A 21,403-nucleotide genomic window follows, 5' to 3' on the forward strand; every position below is an offset into this window, starting at 1 on the left:
GCTTAAAGCAGTGTTTTTTTTTAACTGTATATTTTATGTGTTTCCTGACTTATTTTTTCAGGTCTGCCTGTTTCTATAAAGCGTTTAAAGCCTAATACATCTTTACGTACCATATTCTCGAACACAGGATTTAATAATCTTGCTACCTCCTCACCTGCATCACCTAACGGCGCAGTATAAGAAAATACTATATGAATTAAAGTTCCCAGCTCTCCGGCATCTTTAAACTCTACTTTACCCGAATGCCTTACAGATGAACTGGGCATAGAACTCCAGCCAATATAACGATAAGGCTCCTCTCCTACTATTTGCGCCTTCCAACTTAGTGTTTTAAAGCCTCCCGGTAATTTAGCTTTCCATTCTGAATATACTTCGCTAATTTCCCTTACTTCTTCCAAATGCTCCATAAACAAAGGAAGGTTGCTTAAATTTCTCCAAAATTCATATACTTCCTTTAAAGGCTTTTTTACCAAAAGCCTGTTATGTACGTTTATATTAGAGTTATGAGTTTTATGCCTCTTTTCCGATATATAATCTATAGCACCACTGGCAGGACAGTAACCACTAACACCTCTAAACACCATAAAACCTGCTGCTGCAATTTCAGGTATGCTCTTTTTACGCTTTAACGAATCATAAAGCAAATAACAACCTCCCAATGCAGATATTATTCTTTCTGCTTTACCTATATTCTGTTTCATTTTGGTTACTTTTATTAAGTATTACGTTTAATTTTCAATTACTTAAATTTAAAAAAACCATCAATAAAAGCCTGCTACTTTAACACTACCTTAGCAAGGATTAGGGTGTACTACAGTTATAAAGTGTAAAAACGAAAAAATGCTATAACTTTTTGATATTATAATACAAAAGCTCAATTACCTTTTTCTATACATTTACTTTTTTAAGTTCATTAAAATGCATTATCTACAAAAAATCACACTTCTTTTTATAGCATGCGCTATATCACTGTCTTGCGCAGGGAAAGATAATTCAGAAAAAGTAACCTATGTTGTAAAAGGTCGCACCGAAAAAAAAGGTGATAAAATTATACTCATCGGTTCAGCCTCATCAGTATCATTTGCATTTAGCGGTGAAAAATGTGTATTAAAACTGGAAGCACAGGATACATTTGAACATCATAACTATGTTTCCTTAGTTTTAGATGGTAAATACATTGGCAGACAACGTATAGAAAACGGAGCAGGAACTTACCCTGTAACCGTAAAAGGTAATGCTAACGACAGCCATACACTTACTGTTTATAAAGCTACCGAAGCAGCTAACGGAAACGTTATTTTTAACGGCGTTGATGCTGAGCTTATGGCAACCCAGGTAGTTTCTAAGAAAAAAATAGAATTTATAGGAGATTCAATCACTTGCGGTATGGGTAACGACACCGAAGAAATACCTTGTGACACTGCCGAATGGTATGACCAACACAATGCTTACTTTGCCTATGGTCCTATAACAGCACGTAAACTGGATGTTGACTATATGCTAAGCTCTGTTTCGGGTATTGGCATGTACCGTAACTGGAATGATGAGCATAAAGATGAAGCTATAATGCCTGATGTATATGAAAACTTATACTTAAACCGAGAAAATACAATTCCTTACGATTTTAGTTTCCAACCGGACATTACTTGTATAGCATTGGGTACAAATGACTTTTCTGATGGGGATGGCGAGAAACCCCGCTTACCGTTTAATGAAGATAAATATGTAAACAACTACATAGCCTTTATAAAAATGCTTTACAGCCATAATCCTGATACACAAATAGTATTACTGGACAGCCCGATGGTAAACGGCGAAAAACTGGAAACGTTCCATACATGCCTTAATCGTGTAAAGGATGCATTTAAAAATAACAAACAACATAAGCTAATTAAAATATTCCATTTCAGTTCAGTTACGCCACACGGTTGTGGTTATCACCCTGATATAGAAGACCACAAATTAATGGCGTCGCAACTGGCCCCTTATCTTAAAAATGTTTTAAATGAAAATGAATAAATTTTCCTGTTTATTAATTGCAATAATTTGTTTATTAACTAATAACGTAATGGCTAATGTAATGCTTCCTTCCTTCTTTACTGACAATATGGTATTACAGCGTAACACCACAGTAAAAATATGGGGTTGGGCAATTACAAATGAGGAAATAAAGCTAACTGCCAGCTGGACAGATGAAACCTTTACCACCAAAACAAATAGTAACGGACGCTGGGCAATAGAAGTGCCTACTACCGAAGCAGGAGGACCCTACACTATAAACATAAAAGGATATGACGAAGTAACCTTTAATAATGTAATGCTTGGGGAAGTATGGTTATGCTCAGGGCAATCAAATATGGAATGGACACCCAGTGCCGGTATAGACAATGCCGAAGCTGAAATTGCTGCTGCCAATTACCCAAACATACGCCTGTTTACTGTAAATAAAATGACGAGTGAGTACCCTCAGCTCGACCTTAAAGGTAAGTGGCAGGTATGTACTCCTGAAACCATGAAGCACTTTAGTGCAGTGGCTTACTTTTTTGCACAACGACTAAAAAACGAACTTAAAAATGTACCTATAGGCGTTATGAATTCCAGTTGGGGTGGTACAGCTGCTGAGGTTTGGATTCCTAAACCATACATCGAATTAAGCCCTGTATTAACTGAAGCTGCAAAAAAAGCTCCGCAGGAATCAGAATGGTGCCCTACAGAGCCGGGAAGTACTTATAACGCTATGATACACCCATTAGTAGGCTACGAAATAGCAGGGGTACTATGGTATCAGGGAGAAAGCAATTGCGGGTCTGATGTTTACAACAAAACATTAGGCGGACTTGTAGATTCGTGGAGAACCTTATGGAATGACGATTTTCCTTTCTACTATGTACAAATAGCTCCTTACAGGTATGAAGGAGGCGACTATCAGGGAGTAGGCGTACGCGATGCGCAACGCAAAATGCTTGATGAAGTATCTAATACCGATATGGTTGTTATTAGCGATGTAAGTACTATAGAAGATATACACCCACAAAACAAAAAGCCTGTTGGGGTACGTTTAGGAAATATCGCTTTGAAAAAAGTATACGGTAAAGACATGGGACTGGTTGACAGCCCGCTTTTTGAAAGTGCTAAAGCTGATGGAAAGTCTGTTACTGTAAGTTTTAAATATGATGACGGTTTATACTTTACCAATAAAAAATCAGAGATGTTTGAACTGGCGGGAGAAGACGGAACTTTTTACTCTGCTACAGCCAAAATAAAAGGGAACAAAGTAATTGTTACATCACCCGAAGTAAAAAAGCCGGTGCAAATACGCTACGCATGGCATAATACAGCACAAGCTGATCTTTTTAACAAAGCTAAACTACCTGCTTCATCATTTAAAGCAGCGATTGAATAACTGAAATATGAAAAAAACTATTCTGATTTTGTCCTTACTGTCACTGGGTACAGCACAGGCACAAAAAAGCAAACCAATGAATAAAAAACAAGAAATAGAACAAAAAGTAGAAGCACTACTTCAAAAAATGACCTTAGAAGAAAAAGTAGGTCAGATGAATCAATATAACGGGTTTTGGGATGTAACAGGACCTTCGCCAAAAGAAGGTAATGCAGCCTTAAAATATGAGCACCTTCGCAAAGGGCTTGTAGGTTCTATGCTTACTGTGAGAGGTGTAGATGAAGTCCGCGCCGTGCAAAAAATAGCAGTGGAAGAAACCCGATTAGGTATCCCGCTTATTATTGGTTTTGATGTTATTCATGGTTATAAAACACTAAGCCCTATACCGCTGGCCGAAGCTGCCAGCTGGGATATGGAAGCTATAAAAAATTCAGCAAAAGTAGCCGCATCGGAAGCTGCTGCATCGGGTATTAACTGGACATTTGGTCCTAATGTAGATATATCACGCGATGCTCGTTGGGGGCGTGTTATGGAAGGTGCAGGAGAAGACCCATTTTTAGGCAGCCAAGTAGCTATTGCAAGAGTTAATGGTTTCCAAGGGGAAGATTTATCCGACCCGTTAACTATTGCTGCGTGTGCCAAGCACTTTGCAGGTTATGGCTTTGCCGAAGCAGGTTTAGATTATAATACTGTTGATGTAGGTAACGCTACATTATTCAATACTATTTTACCACCGTTTAAAGCTGCTAATGAGGCAGGTGTACGAACGTATATGAACTCATTTAACATTCTGAACGGTATTCCCGCTACAGGGCACGAGTTCCTGCAACGTGAAATTTTAAAAGGCAGATGGGGCTTTGACGGTTTTGTAATTACTGACTGGGCATCTATAAGAGAGATGATTCCTCACGGCTTTGCAGAAGACAGAGCCGAAGCTGCTTTAAAAGCAGTTAAAGCAGGGGCCGATATGGATATGGAATCATACGCTTATGTAAACGAACTGGTGCAACTGGTACAAGACGGTAAAGTTGACGAGGCATTACTGGATGATGCTGTACGCCGTATATTACGTGTTAAGTTTGAACTGGGCCTATTTGATGACCCTTACAAGTATTGCGATGAGAAACGCGAGAAAAAGGTAATAGGCAGTAAAGAAAACAACGAAGCGGTACTGGATATGGCTAAAAAATCTATTGTATTGCTTAAAAACGAAACACAATTACTGCCATTAAAGAAAAAAGGGCAAAAAATTGCGCTTATCGGTGCTTTGGCAGATGATAAAACAAGTCCGCTGGGAAGCTGGAGAATAGCCTCTGATGATAATACAGCGGTTTCAGTACTGGAAGGTATGCAAAAGTACAAAGGCAACGAACTGGTATATGAAAAAGGTGCTGACTTAACCGTAGGCAAAACTACCTTCCTTGATGAATTAGTTTTCAATACTACAGACAGAAGCGGTTTTGAAGCAGCTAAAAAAGCAGCCAAAGAAGCTGATGTTGTAGTTATGGTACTGGGTGAACATGGTTTCCAAAGTGGTGAGGGACGCAGCCGTACCGAACTTGATTTACCGGGACTGCAACAAGAACTTTTAGAAGAAATATATAAAGTAAACCCTAATATTGTTTTAGTATTAAATAATGGGCGTCCGTTAGCATTACCTTGGGCTGCCGAAAATATTCCTACCATTGTGGAGGCTTGGCACTTGGGTACACAAACCGGTAATGCAGTAGCACAGGTGCTGTATGGCGATTATAATCCAAGCGGTAAGCTCCCTATGAGTTTCCCTCGCAGGGTTGGGCAAGCACCTATTTACTACAACCACCACAGTACAGGAAGACCTACTAACACTGACGATAATGTATTTTGGTCACACTATACTGATGTAGAAAAAACACCTCTATTTGCGTTCGGGCATGGGTTAAGTTATACCACTTTTGAATACGGTGCTATAAAACTGGACAAAAAAGAATACCAAAAAGGAGAACCTGTAAAAGTAAGCATAGATGTTACCAACACAGGTAATTATGACGGTAAAGAGGTTGTACAGCTTTATATAAGAGATATTGCTGCGAGCCTTTCTCGCCCTGTTAAAGAATTAAAAGGATTTGAAATGGTTACACTTAAAAAAGGTGAAACCAAAACCGTGACTTTCACTTTAACCGATAAAGAACTTGGTTTCTATAACAATGAAGGTGAATATTTAGTAGAACCAGGTACATTTAAAGTATTTGTAGGTACAAGCTCTGATAACGTACAGGAGTCCGAATTTAAATTGAAATAAAAACGAATCGCATCTATTCTAGTCTTTAAAAGAAAAGAGTGCTGAAATTATCAGCACTCTTTTTATTTGAATTCAACTAGTATTTCAAGTTGTATTTTTGCTTTCTCATCACTATTTTCAGTAATAGTAATTATTTTCTCTTTAAGTGGTATTTTCTTTTTCAAGAGAACAGTTGCAACTCCATTTTTAGTTTCATATAACAAGTACTCCAATTCCTTACCTGAATTACCTTCTTCCTTTTGCTCATTAATTACCAACTGTAAATAATAGATATCATATAACTTAACCGGTAACGACCTATTATTCCTAAGCGTATCACTCTTTTGGGTTTGGTAAAAAGCTTCTCCATCAATTTTAAAACTTTTAACCTCAATTACAAACGGATTATTCGGAGTTATTAATTGCTTTTTTTGTGAAGCACAGCCAAAGCACAACAACAATATCGGGATATAGATTTTTAAAAGGTGTATTGATTTCATATATCAAATATACAAGTATAGCGCTTATAAAAAAGAAAAAGACCCGATTAGGTCTTTTCTGTTACTATATCTAAAGTCTTTTTAAAAACGGTTATCTCCATCAAGCAGCCTACCTATTCCGCCAAGCACACTTCCTTCTCCTTTGTCTTTACCGCCACCTTGCGGAGCAGCAGCAAATACCCTGCTGGCAAGTCGGCTAAATGGTAACGATTGTATGTAAACTACCCCCGGTCCTCTTAGTGTGGCATAGAATAATCCCTCGCCTCCAAATAGTGAGTTTCTTATACCACCTATAAACTCTATATCATAATTTACATCTTTAGTAAAACCTACAATACAACCTGTATCTACTTTAAGCACCTCTCCTGCTGCTAATTCCCGGCGCGCCAATGTACCCCCTGCGTGTACAAATGCCATTCCGTCGCCCTCCAGTTTTTGCATAATAAACCCTTCGCCTCCGAAGAACCCGCGCCCAAGTTTTCTGGAAAACTCAATTCCTACCGAAACGCCTTTGGCTGCACATAAAAAGGCATCTTTTTGGCAGATAAAACGTCCGCCGTAATTGGTTAAATCTATAGGTACTATTTTACCCGGATATGGTGATGCAAAACTAACTTTACGTTTACCGTGAAATTGGTTTAAATACGCTGTCATAAACAGGCTTTCACCTGTTAACAACCTTTTACCGGCAGAGAATAGTTTACCCATTACCCCTTGGTTTTGGTTCGAGCCATCTCCAAATATTGTTTCCATTTTAATACCATCATCCATCATCATAAAGCTGCCTGCTTCAGCTACTACAGCCTCCTGCGGGTCAAGCTCTATTTCTACGTACTGCATTTCTTCGCCAAATATCTCGTAATCTATTTCGTGTGATGTCATAATATAATATTGATTTTTGATTGATACTTTATTAGTTGTAAACTCTTGTATTTTGTTACACTTACAGTAAAATTAAGATAATTTATAAAGCAATACCATATTCAATACATACAATAAAAATATAGCCAGTGTATCCCATGCTAAAAATACTCTCTTGCTGCGTCCCGGAGCTATAAAACCAATTATGGCTACAGCAGTCATTACCACTACTGCAAAGACCGAAATCAAATTAGCATCGGAAGCATCTTTTAATAACAAGCCTTTTGTGTAAAATATATCGCCAAAGAATAATATAAATACGTTAAAAATATTACTCCCCAGTAAATTACCCACCGCCATATCAGCAGAGCCTGTACGGATCGCTATCATTGAAATTGCTATTTCGGGTAATGAGGTTGAGGTGGCTAAAAACAATGTTCCCACAAATGATTCCCCTAAACCTGTTTGCGCTGCAATATTATCGGCGAAATATGGTATTACTAATGCTACCGCTATTATAATCAATGCGAAAAAGCCATATTTTAACCCTACACCCCGAAGTGTTAATTCAGGTGATTGTTCTATAGCTGTAGCTTCCTCTTGTACAGGGTTTATTTTTTGATAATTGTATATAGAACGCACTGAAAGTAAATATATAACCCCAAAAGAAAGGCTAATAAGCCCCATAGAAGGTGATATTATAATATCATCTAGGAATAAGCCCAAACCTACCAAAACAATTAAAATAACCCCAAAAGAGGCTGCCAGTATGTGACTTTGCGATACCTGACTGAAAAGTGGTTTGTTTTTGGGTGTAAATACATCCATTAAAGACAGTATACCAAGATTGAAGGCGCAACTACCTACAATGTTACCCACAGCTAAATCGGCAGAACCTACTATTGACACCGAACTTATACCTACCATTAACTCGGGCAGTGAAGTTACCGTTGACATTAATATGAAACCTATCCAGGCTTTGCCCATACCGGTAAGTTCGGCTAAAAGGTCACCGTAATAGGATAACTTTTTACCTGCAAAAAATATAATGGCTGCACATACTACAAACCCGAGAATGTCGATATACATATTAAATTATTGATTACTGATTATAGCCTGAAAAACGGCTCGGGTAAATTTACAGAAAAACTGTATGCTCTTAAAATAAAAAAAGGAGCTAAAGCCCCTTTTGAATTGTATTATATAACCTGAACTATTTTACTTAATAGTTACTTGCTGCCTAGATATACTGTTATTTACTACTTCAATAGTAAACATATCCTGTTTCATTTGCATTGAAAGGGTTATGTTACTTGTTACCTCAACCGGAAAATTATTTTTAATATCATATACAAAGGTCCCTGTTCCTGAGCCTGAGCCATCTGCTATTCCCTCCGTAGAATCCATTTGCATTTCTACATCATACAATACATCAAAATAAGCTTTTCCGTTTTCTATTTTCACCAATTTGTAGGTTATATCATTATCCATTTTTAAGTGCTGTCCTGCACCCATAGGAATCTCCAGAGGCATATTCTGTGTAAATGATTCCCCCACTTTAACTTCCCTATTTGGGATAAACAATTGTTTTTGCATTGTTTGCATTGTAGAAAGAAATGTATTTTTTAACAATGGTTCCATATCAGGAGCATCTATAGATTCAAAAGTAGGTGTTTTACCTTCTTCAACAGTTCCATATACTACCAGTTCTTCAGGAATCAAACCGGAAGCAGTCATATCTTTACCTAAATGCACTTTTATTGACATAGGCATTTTTCCTGACTCTTTTTTACCTATTTGTATTGTATAGTTACTTGTAGAAATATTCTTCTGAATTGTAGGGTTTTCAACACCGCTTGATTCCAAATACTCCAACATATCTTTCGAACCACCATAGGTCATTGCAACACTATCCGTTTGTGTTAAAACCTGTTCATAAACAGTGTTTTCTTTATATTTCATATCAAGTTTTACTGACTTTTGCGCATAAAAGTTAAAACCTGATATTAGCATGCATGCTAAAAGTAATTTTTTCATTTTTTTGATGTTTTAATAAGCTCCAAATATAACTTTTAAAATAGTTTAAAAAATAAAAAAAGGAGCTTTCGCTCCTTTCTTGTTTCTCTCTTCTTACTCTACTCTCTAATTTTCAAGTTTGTCGTTATATTCTTTAATCAAAGCTAATGTCGATTTATCTGTAGCAAACACTGAATTTAATCCTTGTGGTTCTTGTGGTGGGTCGGTAGTATAATCTTCTCCCTCATTCCACTTACCATCGCTAGGGTCATTTTTACCTGTACCGCCAAAGCCCCAAAAGTTAACCGCAGCAAATGGCTCATTGTTTTTGTTACTTTGCTCCAATCTTTCAAAAACAGCTTTATAAAAAGCATCTCTGTCTGCTGTAGATGATGCTTTATCTAAGCTCTCCCCTTCTCTTGGCAGTCCAAACTCTTCTAATACTATTGGTTTGTTTAATTTTTCGGCTAATGCAATATGTTCGTCTATATAAGCAATGGCTTTTTCTATAGATTTCGGCAGTGTTTCTTCTGCATTAGCATGGTCATACCAACTCCAGTTTTTAGGCCATGTATGCATTGTTAAATGATCTATTTTAGGATTATCATGCGTACGCTCAAAAATAGCTATATCATCAGCCGAACCTGCTTTTCCTTCACTACCTGTTGAAATAAGGTGGTAGCTGTCTAAACTGTCTATTAAAGCAACTACATCAGTAAGCCATTTGGTAAACTTCTCTTCATTATCAGCAGTAAACACACGTGGTTCATTCGCTACCTGCCAAGCCATAATGGTATTATCTTCAGTATACTTTACATCATTATATGCATTAGTACGGCTTAATATAAATTTAATATGATTATTAAATGCTTCCATACAAGGCTCACAACTATGGAATTGCTTTGTATACTCCATAAACTGTGGCCATGTATTTGGCGGAATGTTCGGGTTAGGCAGTTTGCCCTTACCATTCCACTCAAGGTACTGTGCCATACCGCCACTCCATTCCCAGTTATTGGTAAGGTATAAAACAGCGTGCATATCTCTTTTACGCATTTCATTAAGTAAGTAATCTAACCCGTCAAGCAAGTTGTCATCATACTCGCCTTGCTTTGGTTGTAAAGCAGGTGTTACAGTATAATCTTGTTCACCTGATTCTGCCCCTACCATTATTCTCAGGTTGTCAATACCATTGGCTTTCATTATATCCAGTTCTTCTGCTAAACGCTCACGGTTTCCACCTTCTTTAGCACCTAACAGTGACCCATACCAATAGTTAGTACCTACATAACGGTAAGGTTTATCGCCTTTATAAAATTCTGTTCCTTTTACAGTGATTCTTTCTATAGCAACAGTGTCTTGCTGAGTTTCTTCAGACGTAGCTTCTTCTTTTGTTTTTTTATCGCCACAAGAAACAAGCATTTGAAATGCTGCCAGACATATAAATAGTTTATTAGTCTTCATGATTGGTTATAGTTTGTTTCGTATCTTTTTTTATTTTGAAATAGTGTACATATCAGGAATATCATTTTGCAGCACTGTTTCTTCTCTTTGAGTAAAGTCTACAAAATCCTGAGTGTTAGATTGCCCTGCTGGTGGCACATAGTAACCTCCCCCGCCATTAGACCAAAACATTACAAATGCAAGCTCTACATTATTATTAGTCATGGCATTGTATATATTGGTATTAAAGAAGCCACTTATAGGACTGTTATCTGCAGTTACTCTGTAGCCCGTTTCGCTAAGTGCTGCTACTTTAACTTTTCCTATCGCTAAATCAGAAACCATTTTTAATTTATCATTAGCAGTACTTACCCCTGAAGCACTACTACCGTCAAAATCGCCATAATTATCCATACTTAAAACATCAATATAATCATCCCCAGGATAACGTTGCAGGTAAGCTGTAGCGGTAGTATAAGACTTGTCCGGCGAATAGGCGTAAATAACGTTATGTACATTTTTAGTGTCTCGCAAGTATTCTACAGTAAACTGCCACGCTTCTTTATATTGTTCCGGTGTACAGTAAGCACTACCCCACCAAAACCAGTTACCGTCAAACTCATGGAAAGGGCGGAATATAACCGGAACCAATTCATTATTAGCTCCTTTAATATTACTTAATACTTCGGCTACTTTATCCAGTTTTTCTTTGTAATAATCGTGATTTTCACCTCCCGGTAATATGCTTGGGAAAGCATTGAATTTTTGGAAATCAGTCATTTCAGATGTGTAGAAATGTTCTCCTTCATACGGCTCTCTAAAATGCCAGGCTAAAACATTTACCATTCCTTTATTGTATGCTTCTTCAACATCATCAGTAATTAAAATTTCCTGCTGATAAAACCAGTTAGACGGTTCTTCCGTATTCTGGTCATCGGTTATAAACATAAAGTCCGAACCCAATAAAGCGGGGTCGTAACCTGTTGCTTTTTTAATATCAGAATCACCTCCTGCATCATTATAAAAAGCATTAAAAGCATCCTGTTGTCCTACTAAAAACTTTTCTTTTTGCAGTTTTTTCAGATTATAGAATAATGCTACTGTTTCTTCTGTAGCGTTAGGGTCTACCATATAACTCCTAACGTTTTCAGGTGTTACTATATCAGGGCTTACTACTACTCCGCCATCATCATCTGTAATAGTTCCTCCGTCATCATTACTTCCTCCTCCATTATCCGATGATGAACAACTCATCATTGTAGCTACTATAGCTATAACAGCTATTTTTAAAAACTTCATTTTCATAATCGTCATCAACTTTTAATTATACAACACTTTTTTAGAGGCGTTGTAATAACTCTATACATGCACGGGAATTATGATAAGGACATTTCCAGAATCCTGCTTTGTCTTTCTCAATTTCAGAGTAATCTTTGTTTACGCCCCATATCCATTCTCCATTATCTTTATCAAGAATATAGTTTTGTATAAACTCCCAGTTTTTCTGTGCTTTTTGCAGATAGGCATTATCTCCTGTTAATTGCCAGGCATTTACCATACCTATTAAAAACTCTGATTGCGGCCACCAGTGTTTTTCAGCAATCATGTGGTTGTTTGCTATTTCTAACTCATACCAAAGCCCGCCATCTGTATCAAAGCCTTCCTCTGCTCCTTTGGTTAAGCTAATAGCATGTTTTTTATACTTTTCTATAAGTACTTCATCATGTATTGTCTCGGCACACCACAATAAAAGCCAGGCAGCTTCAATATCATGCCCATAGGAAATAACATCTTCTTTCTCTACCCAATCTTCACTAAAAAACAGTCTTAAATGTCCCGTTTCGGTATTTATAAAATGCTCATCAATGGTAGTTAAAAGCCTAAGAATACTTTGCTTTAAACCTTCATCTTTCCATACTTTATAAAGGTTAGCATACCCCTCTACGATATGCAAGTGGGTGTTCATGGTTTTCTTTTCGTTAGCATCTTTATCACTCAGTCTTAAATCCTCAATAGGCTGCCAGTCACGGGTAAAGGCTTCAAAATAACCTTTATACTCAGGGTCATAACTATGCTCTTCTATTACCTTATATAGCTCTTTTGCTAACTCTAAAGCTTCTTCGCTTTTGGTAATTGCATAGTATTCCGCTAAGCCATATATAACAAATGCTATAGCATAAATTTGGTTCTTAGTATCTTTAGGAGTACCATCATGATTAAGACTCCAAAAGATGCCTCCATACTCTTCATCATAAAAGAATTTCCTGATGTAATTGTATGCTCTTTCGGCAATTGCAAAATGTTTTGGATTTTTGGTAAACGGGTATGAAGCAGAAAATGCCCACAATATGCGGGCATTTAATACTGAACCTTTATCTGCTGAATAATCTTTATTGTCATTATAATCGATAGCGCCTATAAAACCGCCGTTTTTTAAATCAATGGTATTGACACTCCAATAATCTAAAATAGATAGCAGCTCACTGTGCATGTCCGATTTTAATCCGACCATTATAAAACTTTTTTGTTGTTTTCTACTTGTTTGATGATTGTTTGTACCGAACCTCCTGATGTAAATGTATCTTCAGGTGTGTTGATAACATAATCAACTAATTTATCTACTGATGAAACTGCTACATGCATACGAGTATCGGATGAGGCGTAGTAAATATAAACTGTACCGTCCTCATCAGCTATCCAACCGTTACCAAACAATACGTTTGATACATCTCCTACACGCTCTTCTTTTTCAGGAGCAAGGAAATAACCTGCCGGTTTATGGGTAACTTTAGTAATATCTTCTAAATCGGTCATGAAAAGGTATATAGTATAACGTAAACCTGCTGCGGTATTACGTACACCGTGTGCTTGGTGTAACCAACCTTTTTCAGTTTTTATAGGTGCAGGACCTAAACCGTTTTTAAGTTCGTATACGGTGTGGTATTCTTTACCGAAAATAATTTTTTCCTCGTTTACTATCGGGTTAGTCATATCGTCAATATAACCAAGACCGATCCCTCCGCCACTACCTACATCAATAAACCCATCCTGCGGACGTGTATACATAGCATATTTACCATTTACAAACTCCGCATGTAATACTACATTACGTTGTTGCCCTGTATTAGATATTAAATCCGGTAAACGTTCCCAATTTACAAGGTCTTTAGTACGTACTATACCTGCATTTGCAATTGCTGCGCTGGTATCTCCGGCAGGAGCATTAGGGTCTTTACGCTCTGTACAAAATACACCATAAATCCATCCGTCTTCGTGCTGCGTAAGCCTCATGTCATATACGTTAGTATCAGGCTCGTCAAGTTGTGGTATTACACATGGTTTTTCCCAAAACTTAAAGTTATCTACACCGTTAGGACTTTCTGCTATTGCAAAAAATGATTTTCTGTCTGCTCCTTCAACACGAACAGCCAGTATATACTTTCCGTTCCACTTAATAGCACCTGCATTAAAAGCAGCATTCATACCTATACGTTCCTGAAAAAACGGATTGGTTTCTTCATTAAAATCAAATCTCCAGGTTAAAGGTGTATGAGCAGCCGTAACCACTGGATTTGTATAACGTTTAAAAATACCATTTCCTGCTTCTGCAACCGGAGTATTTTTCTTCCCTAGCAGTTCTTCATGCTGTGCCTGAACTGCCTGTCTACGGGTATCGAATAACGTTGCCATTGTAGTATCTTCCATTGATTAGTTTATTTTTATTCTTGTGTAACTTATTGTTTTAGTTAATTGGATTCTTTTGTAGCTCTGCGCTCATCCAATTCTCTAGATATTACCTTTAATTTTTCTTCGCTAAGCGGGTATAAGAACATGAAAAGCATAGATATAACTGCTCCCGCCGCAGGTAAGAAACTCAGCATTAACTGTATGCCTGTTTGGGTAAAGGCTGTTTGAACAACATTTGCTTTAAAGCCATAATAAGCAAGTAACCAACCTGTTACGGCACCACCTACTGCCCAGCCTAATTTTTGCGACATGGATGATGCTGAGAACAATAGTCCTGTAGCTCTGCGCCCATCTTTCCATTCGCCAAAATCCGCAGTATCAGCATACATAGACCATAATAGCGGGAATACGCATCCTGCACAGATACTTATTAAAAATTGAAACAGCATTATAATTTCTATACCTGTGGGCGGTATTAAGTAGAATATAGCACTCAACACGGCTGCAAGAAACATTGCTCCTAAAAATGTGCGCTTTTTACCTATTGTATTGGCTACAGGTGTAGCGATTATTACACCAATAATATTAGCTGCCTGCCCTAAAACCAAGTACACTCCTGTTAGTGATATACTTATTCCTAAAATAGAATAGTTTTCATCTTCGGCAGCACCTACTACATACTTAAAATAATATATAGCAGCGCCGTCTCTTATTGTATTAAAAAGTATAGTAGCAATACCCGCTCCTACCAAAATAAGCCATGCTTTATTAGATATAAGGTCAGACAAATCTTGTTTTAGTGATGATTGTTCTTCTTTAATTGGTTTAATACGTTCTTTTGTTCCTGCAAAACACCCCCAAAACAACAGTGTAGCTACTATTCCGAATACTACAAGGGTATAAAACCACCCTGTTGATGAGGTTAAACTCCCACCGAAGAAAATAACCAATGGTTCTATAGCCCCAAGTGCTACCAAACTACCTGCAAAAGCAAATACCATACGGAAAGTTGCTAATGCTGTACGTTCTTTACCATTAGATGTCATAACTCCTAAAAGTGATGCATACGGCACATTAATAAGGGAATATGCCATCATCATAATTGAATAGGTTACATAAGCGTATACCAGTTTACTTTTAGTATCTACATCAGGGGTATAAAAGGTAAGCATACCTATTACTGCGAAAGGTACAGCCATCCATAATAAAAATGGTCTGAATTTCCCCCAGCGTGATTGTACCCTGTCAGAATATATACCCACAAACGGGTCAAAAAACGAGTCCCACGCTTTGGTTACCAAAAACATAGTACCTACTGTAGCTGCTGCCAACCCAAATACATCAGTGTAGAAAAACAGCAAATACATACTGAATATTTTCCAATACATTGATGAGGCTGCATCGCCAAACCCGTAAGCAATTTTTTCTTTTAATTTAATTTTTTCCTGCATTTGCTTATTTCGTTTAAGGCTTAGCCGTACTGTAAAGGTTAAACTTAGTTACATCACTCTGGAATAAAGTATTTTCCTGATTATAGAATTCTTTAAAATCCTCTACACTTACATTATCTTTATACGGTGCATAGTAATGCATTCTTGCGGGTTTTAACCAGTCATTCCAGCCATGATTTCTCCATACTAAAACAAATGATATTTTTTCGTCTCCTATTGCTTTATCCAGCGTTTGAGTCCACCAATTTTTATCAGGTACTTGCTCATAACCTGTTTCCGCAATAGCAGAAAGCTTATTGCGCTCTTGTGCTATTTCAGTCATTACAGCAACAAGGTTTTTAGTATCTTTAATAAACTGTTCCTGCTTTTCTCCATCACCCATTTGGTAAATATCAAAACTCACATAGTCCGCCATATCATCGCCCGGATAATATTCCAGAAAATCAGCTTTTGAGGTAACGTTTGCGTTAGAAACGTTATAAACATATATAAGATTATGAACTCCTTTTTCCATATAGTAGTTTACTGTAAACTTCCATAATTCTACAAACTGCTCTTTACTGGTAGTATTTTTACACCACCAGAACCAATTTCCTGTAAACTCATGGTAAGGACGATATAATATAGGTATTAGTTTACCCTCATCATCTTTTAATGAAAGTAAAAAGTCAGCTGCATTATCCAGCCATCCTTTATATTTATCATGATATTCTCCACCCGGCAGTATAGATGCTACTGTACCTTCGGCATTATCCCAGGAATCTCCTCCTGTCATTGGGTTATTTATATGCCAACTTATAGTACTTACCCCGCCCCTACTGTGAGCCTGCTGTATATATTCGCGCATTTTAGCAAAAGGAACTCCATCAAGATTTTTTTCTTCTTTATTTTCTATACGTCCTATATCCCATCCGTATACCGCAGGGTAATCACTTACAACATCTTTTATATCACTCCTACCCTCTTCATATTTCCAGTTTACACCATAGGCTAAATCATCCTGATGACCGAACATGTAACCTTTCTCCTGTAAGTCAAAAAGATTTTTATACAAAATTTGTGTTTCTGTTGTAGCATTTTTATCTGCCAAACTTATTTTTTGTATTTCTTTTACCTCTTCTATTCCCTCAGACTTATTTTCTTTTTTACTGCTGTCTGCTTCTTTACAAGATATTGCTGCTAAAGCAACCAGCATTAATATTTTAACGTTTTTAACCATAATGATTTTCATCTATCTCATATAGAACAAACTATATTATGTGAAATTGGTAAATAATTTCGTGATTAATTTTCAAGTACGTAATTTTGGTAGTACTTTATTGATAATGTCAAAGATAATTTTAGTCTTAAATTTAAGTTAATATTATTTTATCAATATTATATCTTATAATTGCAAACAAAAAACACAAAATGAACAATCAAAACTTTCACAGAGAAGTCCCCCCTCTTTCTAAAGGAGACAGTTTTTTAGTTTTTGATCGTGTTAAAGATAGTTTTGACTTCCCCATACATTACCACCCTGAATATGAAATTAACTTTATACTAAACGGTAAAGGTGTAAAAAGAATTGTTGGCGACCATATTGAAGAAATAGACGATGTAGAACTGGTGCTGGTAGGTCCTAATTTACATCACGGATGGGAATTACACAATTGTAAAAACAAAAAGGTACATGAAATTACTATACAGTTTCATAATAACCTTTTTGATGATACACTGCTTTCTCGAAGAATAATGATGCCTATTAAGGATATGTTTAACAGATCTAACCACGGCATTTTATTTTCTAAAAAAACGGGTGAAGAGTTAGCTAACAGACTAATAAGCATATCTAAACTGGATGGTATGGATTATTTTTTAGAAATAATATCCATACTGCACGATATGGCAAACTCCCGAAACCAAAGACTACTTTCTACCTATACCGTAGACCTTGACACTTTTGAGGATGATGATAAAATGAAACTTGTATATGAGTTCATACAAAAAAATTTCTCTGAAAAAATAACTCTTGATGAAGTTTCGCAAGTTGCCAGTATGAGCCCTGTTTCTTTTAACAGGTTTATAAAAAAGAGAACAGGTAAAACATTTGTAAACTACCTTAATGATATAAGAGTAGGATATGCTGCACGATGGCTTATTGAAAAAGATTTGAGTATTTCCGAAATAGCTTTTAAGTCCGGTTTTAATAACATCGCTAACTTTAACAGGATATTTAAAAGCATAAAAAACACCACACCCAGTCAATACAGAGAAGAATTTTACGGAATGAAGCGCTTTTTATAGCATTGGGTAGTAAAAAAAATATCATAACTCCTCTCTAACCACAACATTTAAATACCGACAAAAACAACTGTTTTACAACGCCTTAAAATGACAAAAACACAACACACAGGATTACAAAACAGTATTTACGCAAACGTTAGAGAAAATATTATCATTAAATGATAAAATAATATTAACAAACACTTAACATCTCATATAAATTTGTTTTTGTCAATAAATGAACTCCAAAATTATTGATTGTAAAAATTAACAACTCATTTATTTAGGAATTAGTAACTAACCAAAACACAAATTTATTATGGGGAACACACTACATGATTTTACTACATGGTTAACTAAGGGAAGGACCCTTTTTTACCTGTTGTTGTTTTGCAGCTTCGCCTCTGCACAAGCGCAAAACACAGTGTCGGGGGTTGTCTCTGATGATCAAGGCATGACCATCCCGGGGGTAAATGTTACCATTAAAGGTAGTACAGCACCTGGCATAGCTACCAATATAGACGGAGAATATTCAATAAGCGTACCGGATGGAGCTACATTAGTATTCAGCTATATCGGTTTTGCAAATCAGGAAGTGAAAGTAAACGGACGCGAGGTTATAAATGTAACCCTTGAGGAAAATGCGCAAACACTTGAAGAAGTTGTAGTAATAGGTTATGGTACACAACGCAAAGATGATGTTAACAGTGCCGTTTCTACTATACGAACTAAGGACATAGAAAACCTTAAGCAAACCACTGTAGACCAAATGATACAGGGTAAAGCTGCCGGGGTTACTGTTAGTAACAACTCAGGGCAGCCCGGTAGTGCTGTTTCAATAAGAGTACGTGGTACAACTTCTATTTCAGGTACTAACGAACCGCTATATATTATAGATGGCGTACCTGTTTCAGGTGATGCTACAGGAAAATCAATGAGCGGAAGACCAATATCAGGGAATGATTTCTCTGCAAGCGGTGGCGCAGGTAATAATGCAGTAAGCCCGCTTTCTATGATTAACCCTAACGATATCCTGTCAATCGACATACTTAAAGATGCCTCTGCAACAGCTATTTACGGTTCTCGCGGATCTAATGGTGTAGTAATTATTACTACAAAATCAGGCAAAAAAGGTACTGGAAAAATAAGCTACGAAGGGTATACATCAGTACAATCATTGTACAAAAAGCTAGACGTAATGAATTTACGCCAGTATGCACAACATCAAAATGAATTATGGCTTGCATATGGTTTCTCTGAAGACCAATTAAGACCTGAATTCGCTAACCCTGAATTACTTGGAGAAGGTACAGACTGGCAAGATGAAGTATACAGAACTGCTGTTTCAACAAGCCACCAATTATCTTTTTCAGGAGGTGATGAAAACACCCACTATTACCTTTCAGGAGGTTTCTTAGACCAAGAAGGTATATTACTTGGTTCAGGGTATAAAAGATATACAATGCGTCTTAACCTGGACTCTCAAGTTAAAGACTGGCTGAAAGTTGGTGCTAATGTTAACACCGGTATTACTAATGAGACACTAACTATTAATCAAAGTTTTGGCGGTATAATAAGCAACACTTTATTACAAGCTCCTGATATACCTGTTAGAAACCCTGACGGATCATTTGCAGGACCTACTGATAATGCACTTAACTCTACTTACTTTAACCCTGTTGCTGAAGCACTTTCTAAAGACAACAAACTAATAAGAAAAAACTTTTTAGGAAATGTTTTTGCTGAGGCTGAGATAGTAAAAGGATTAAAATACAGAGTTGAATTAGGTGCTAATACTGAGTTTAGTGAGCATACGGAATTTACACCATCATACAACTGGGGTGTACAAACAAATGTTTCTGCAGACCTTAACGAAAGAAGACAAAACTGGTACTCTATAAACATTAAAAACCTACTTACTTATAATAAAGTTTTAGGCAAGCATTCATTCACAATTCTTGCAGGACAAGAAGCTAATGATAATCACTGGGAAGGTATATCAGCATATGCTACCGGTTTCCAAACCAATTCAGTATATGGTTTAAACCTTGCAGACCCTTCTCAAAGTACAGTTACAAGCTACCAGGGTAGTGCATCTCTTTACTCTCTTTTTGGTCGTATTATATATGATTTTGATAACAAATACGGACTTTCTGCTTCATACAGAGGTGACCGTTCTTCTAAATTTGACCCTAATACCGATAATCAATGGGGATACTTCCCTGCTGTAGCAGTATCATGGAAACTTTCTAACGAAAGTTTTATGGAAGGTACACGTAAGTATATTGACAATATTAAGTTTAGACTTGGTTACGGTGAAACAGGTAACCAACAAATACCTAATAACCGATACAGCTCATTGTTAGTACAACAAAATTCAAGTATAGGTACAGGTTTCTTACCTTCTAACTTCCCTAACCCTGATATTGTTTGGGAATCTATGCAGCAAACCAACCTTGGTATTGACTTTACTTTATTCAATTCAAGGCTATCAGCAAGCTTCGACTTTTATAAAAAAGTATCAGACAGCTTCTTATTTCAGGTACCATTACCAAGCTACCTAACAGGTGGTATAGGACAGTATGGTGGTCTTGATTCACCTTATTCTAACCTGGGTGAAATGGAGAACAGAGGGGTAGATATTACACTTAACTATGGTACAAAAGGAACAGGTGATTTCTCTTGGAACTCAACACTTGTTTTCTCTAAATATAAAAATGAACTTACTAAAATACAAGATAACTTAAGCCTTGTACAACCTGTAAATTTAAATGGTTATATCTCGTATGATGTTACTAATACAGAGTTAGGTTCACCTATTGGCATGTTCTATGGTTACATTGCCGAAGGTATATTTAACGACCTTGACGAGTTGAATAACGCTCCTGCACAATTTGGTAATTCAGTTGGTACAGGTGCAGGACAAACATATTTAGGTGACGTTAAATATAGAGATGTTAATGAAGATGGTGTGATAGATGCTAATGACAGAACGTTTATTGGTAACCCGCACCCGGACTTTACTTTTGGTTTCACTAACAACTTTAAATATAAAAACTTCGACCTTTCTGTATTTGTACAAGGGTCTTACGGTAACGACATTTTAAACCTTACTAAGAGAAGTGGTACCGCCAATGCACAACTATATCAAAATGCATTTACCGAAGCATTAAATTACTGGACACCTGAAAACACTAACACTGATGTACCAAGACCGGTAAACAGTACAAGTGCAAACAACATACAAATTTCTACAAGATATGTAGAAGATGGTTCTTATGTAAGAATACAAAACGTAACACTTGGTTATTCACTTCCGCAGGACATAGTATCAAAACTAAAAATGTCCAGAGTAAGAATATACGGAAGCGCACAAAACTTATTTACATTCACTAATTATAGCGGTTACGACCCTGAAATTGGTTCATTTAACCAAAATCAGCTTCTTACAGGTATTGATAACGGAAGGTATCCTACACCAAGAACTTACTCTGTTGGTGTTAATGTAGAATTCTAA

16 protein-coding genes are annotated in these 21,403 nt (G+C 36.8%); 5 read left to right on the forward strand and 11 right to left on the reverse strand.

Going from position 1 to position 21,403, the window contains the following annotated elements; translation table 11 throughout:
• Window positions 1-20: 20 nt before the first annotated feature.
• Entirely contained in the window at window positions 21-701 is a 681-nt protein-coding gene (locus tag IEW45_RS07845) for an SRPBCC family protein (protein WP_188620676.1), read from the reverse strand.
• 217 nt (window positions 702-918) lie between these two features.
• Between IEW45_RS07845 and IEW45_RS07850 the strand changes: the two genes are divergently transcribed.
• The 3 genes from IEW45_RS07850 to bglX are packed head-to-tail and all read left to right on the forward strand — an operon-like array spanning window position 919 to window position 5,684.
• Window positions 919-2,019 carry an SGNH/GDSL hydrolase family protein gene (locus IEW45_RS07850; RefSeq protein ID WP_188620677.1) on the forward strand — a complete coding sequence of 367 codons (1,101 nt, stop codon included), beginning with the start codon at window positions 919-921 and terminating at the stop codon, window positions 2,017-2,019.
• Entirely contained in the window at window positions 2,006-3,403 is a 1,398-nt protein-coding gene (locus IEW45_RS07855; protein ID WP_229665920.1) for a sialate O-acetylesterase, read from the forward strand. The genes IEW45_RS07850 and IEW45_RS07855 overlap by 14 nt, the downstream gene beginning before the upstream one ends.
• 7 nt (window positions 3,404-3,410) lie before the next feature.
• Complete coding sequence (gene bglX, locus IEW45_RS07860; protein ID WP_188620678.1) at window positions 3,411-5,684, forward strand: beta-glucosidase BglX; 2,274 nt, start codon at window positions 3,411-3,413, stop codon at window positions 5,682-5,684.
• Between the two features lie 62 nt (window positions 5,685-5,746).
• Here bglX and IEW45_RS07865 read toward each other — a convergent pair whose 3' ends face one another.
• The 10 genes from IEW45_RS07865 to IEW45_RS07910 form a co-directional block, all read right to left on the reverse strand.
• Complete coding sequence (locus tag IEW45_RS07865) at window positions 5,747-6,163, reverse strand: hypothetical protein (protein ID WP_188620679.1); 417 nt, start codon at window positions 6,161-6,163, stop codon at window positions 5,747-5,749.
• Between the two features lie 81 nt (window positions 6,164-6,244).
• Window positions 6,245-7,045 (reverse strand): TIGR00266 family protein, encoded by an 801-nt coding sequence (locus tag IEW45_RS07870; RefSeq protein ID WP_188620680.1) that lies wholly within the window; start codon window positions 7,043-7,045, stop codon window positions 6,245-6,247.
• Between the two features lie 72 nt (window positions 7,046-7,117).
• Window positions 7,118-8,113, reverse strand: coding sequence for a sodium:calcium antiporter (locus IEW45_RS07875; RefSeq protein WP_188620681.1), 996 nt, complete (start codon window positions 8,111-8,113; stop codon window positions 7,118-7,120).
• 129 nt (window positions 8,114-8,242) lie between these two features.
• Complete coding sequence (locus IEW45_RS07880) at window positions 8,243-9,061, reverse strand: hypothetical protein (RefSeq protein ID WP_188620682.1); 819 nt, start codon at window positions 9,059-9,061, stop codon at window positions 8,243-8,245.
• 105 nt (window positions 9,062-9,166) lie between these two features.
• The gene (locus IEW45_RS07885; RefSeq protein ID WP_229665921.1) at window positions 9,167-10,504 is read right to left on the reverse strand and encodes a glycoside hydrolase 5 family protein; all 1,338 of its coding nucleotides are present in this window, start codon (window positions 10,502-10,504) and stop codon (window positions 9,167-9,169) included.
• Window positions 10,505-10,534: 30 nt separating this feature from the next.
• Entirely contained in the window at window positions 10,535-11,788 is a 1,254-nt protein-coding gene (locus IEW45_RS07890) for a glycoside hydrolase family 26 protein (protein WP_188620683.1), read from the reverse strand.
• Window positions 11,789-11,822: 34 nt separating this feature from the next.
• Window positions 11,823-12,995, reverse strand: coding sequence for an AGE family epimerase/isomerase (locus IEW45_RS07895; RefSeq protein WP_188620684.1), 1,173 nt, complete (start codon window positions 12,993-12,995; stop codon window positions 11,823-11,825).
• Window positions 12,995-14,188: a glycoside hydrolase family 130 protein gene (locus tag IEW45_RS07900; RefSeq protein ID WP_308421039.1), complete on the reverse strand. Its 1,194-nt coding sequence runs from the start codon at window positions 14,186-14,188 to the stop codon at window positions 12,995-12,997. Before IEW45_RS07900 ends, IEW45_RS07895 begins: the two co-directional genes overlap by 1 nt.
• A 41-nt stretch (window positions 14,189-14,229) precedes the next feature.
• Entirely contained in the window at window positions 14,230-15,621 is a 1,392-nt protein-coding gene (locus IEW45_RS07905) for an MFS transporter (RefSeq protein WP_188620685.1), read from the reverse strand.
• A 13-nt stretch (window positions 15,622-15,634) separates the two neighbouring features.
• Window positions 15,635-16,852, reverse strand: coding sequence for a glycoside hydrolase family 26 protein (locus tag IEW45_RS07910; protein WP_229665922.1), 1,218 nt, complete (start codon window positions 16,850-16,852; stop codon window positions 15,635-15,637).
• Between the two features lie 179 nt (window positions 16,853-17,031).
• On the opposite strand from IEW45_RS07910, the gene IEW45_RS07915 reads away from it, so the two are divergent.
• A complete protein-coding gene (locus IEW45_RS07915) occupies window positions 17,032-17,907 on the forward strand; it encodes an AraC family transcriptional regulator (protein WP_188620686.1) in 876 nt (291 codons plus the stop codon).
• 298 nt (window positions 17,908-18,205) lie between these two features.
• The gene (locus IEW45_RS07920) at window positions 18,206-21,403 is read left to right on the forward strand and encodes a SusC/RagA family TonB-linked outer membrane protein (RefSeq protein WP_188620687.1); all 3,198 of its coding nucleotides are present in this window, start codon (window positions 18,206-18,208) and stop codon (window positions 21,401-21,403) included.

The organism is Flavobacterium suaedae (genome assembly GCF_014642915.1).
Lineage (GTDB): Bacteria > Bacteroidota > Bacteroidia > Flavobacteriales > Flavobacteriaceae > Flavobacterium > Flavobacterium suaedae.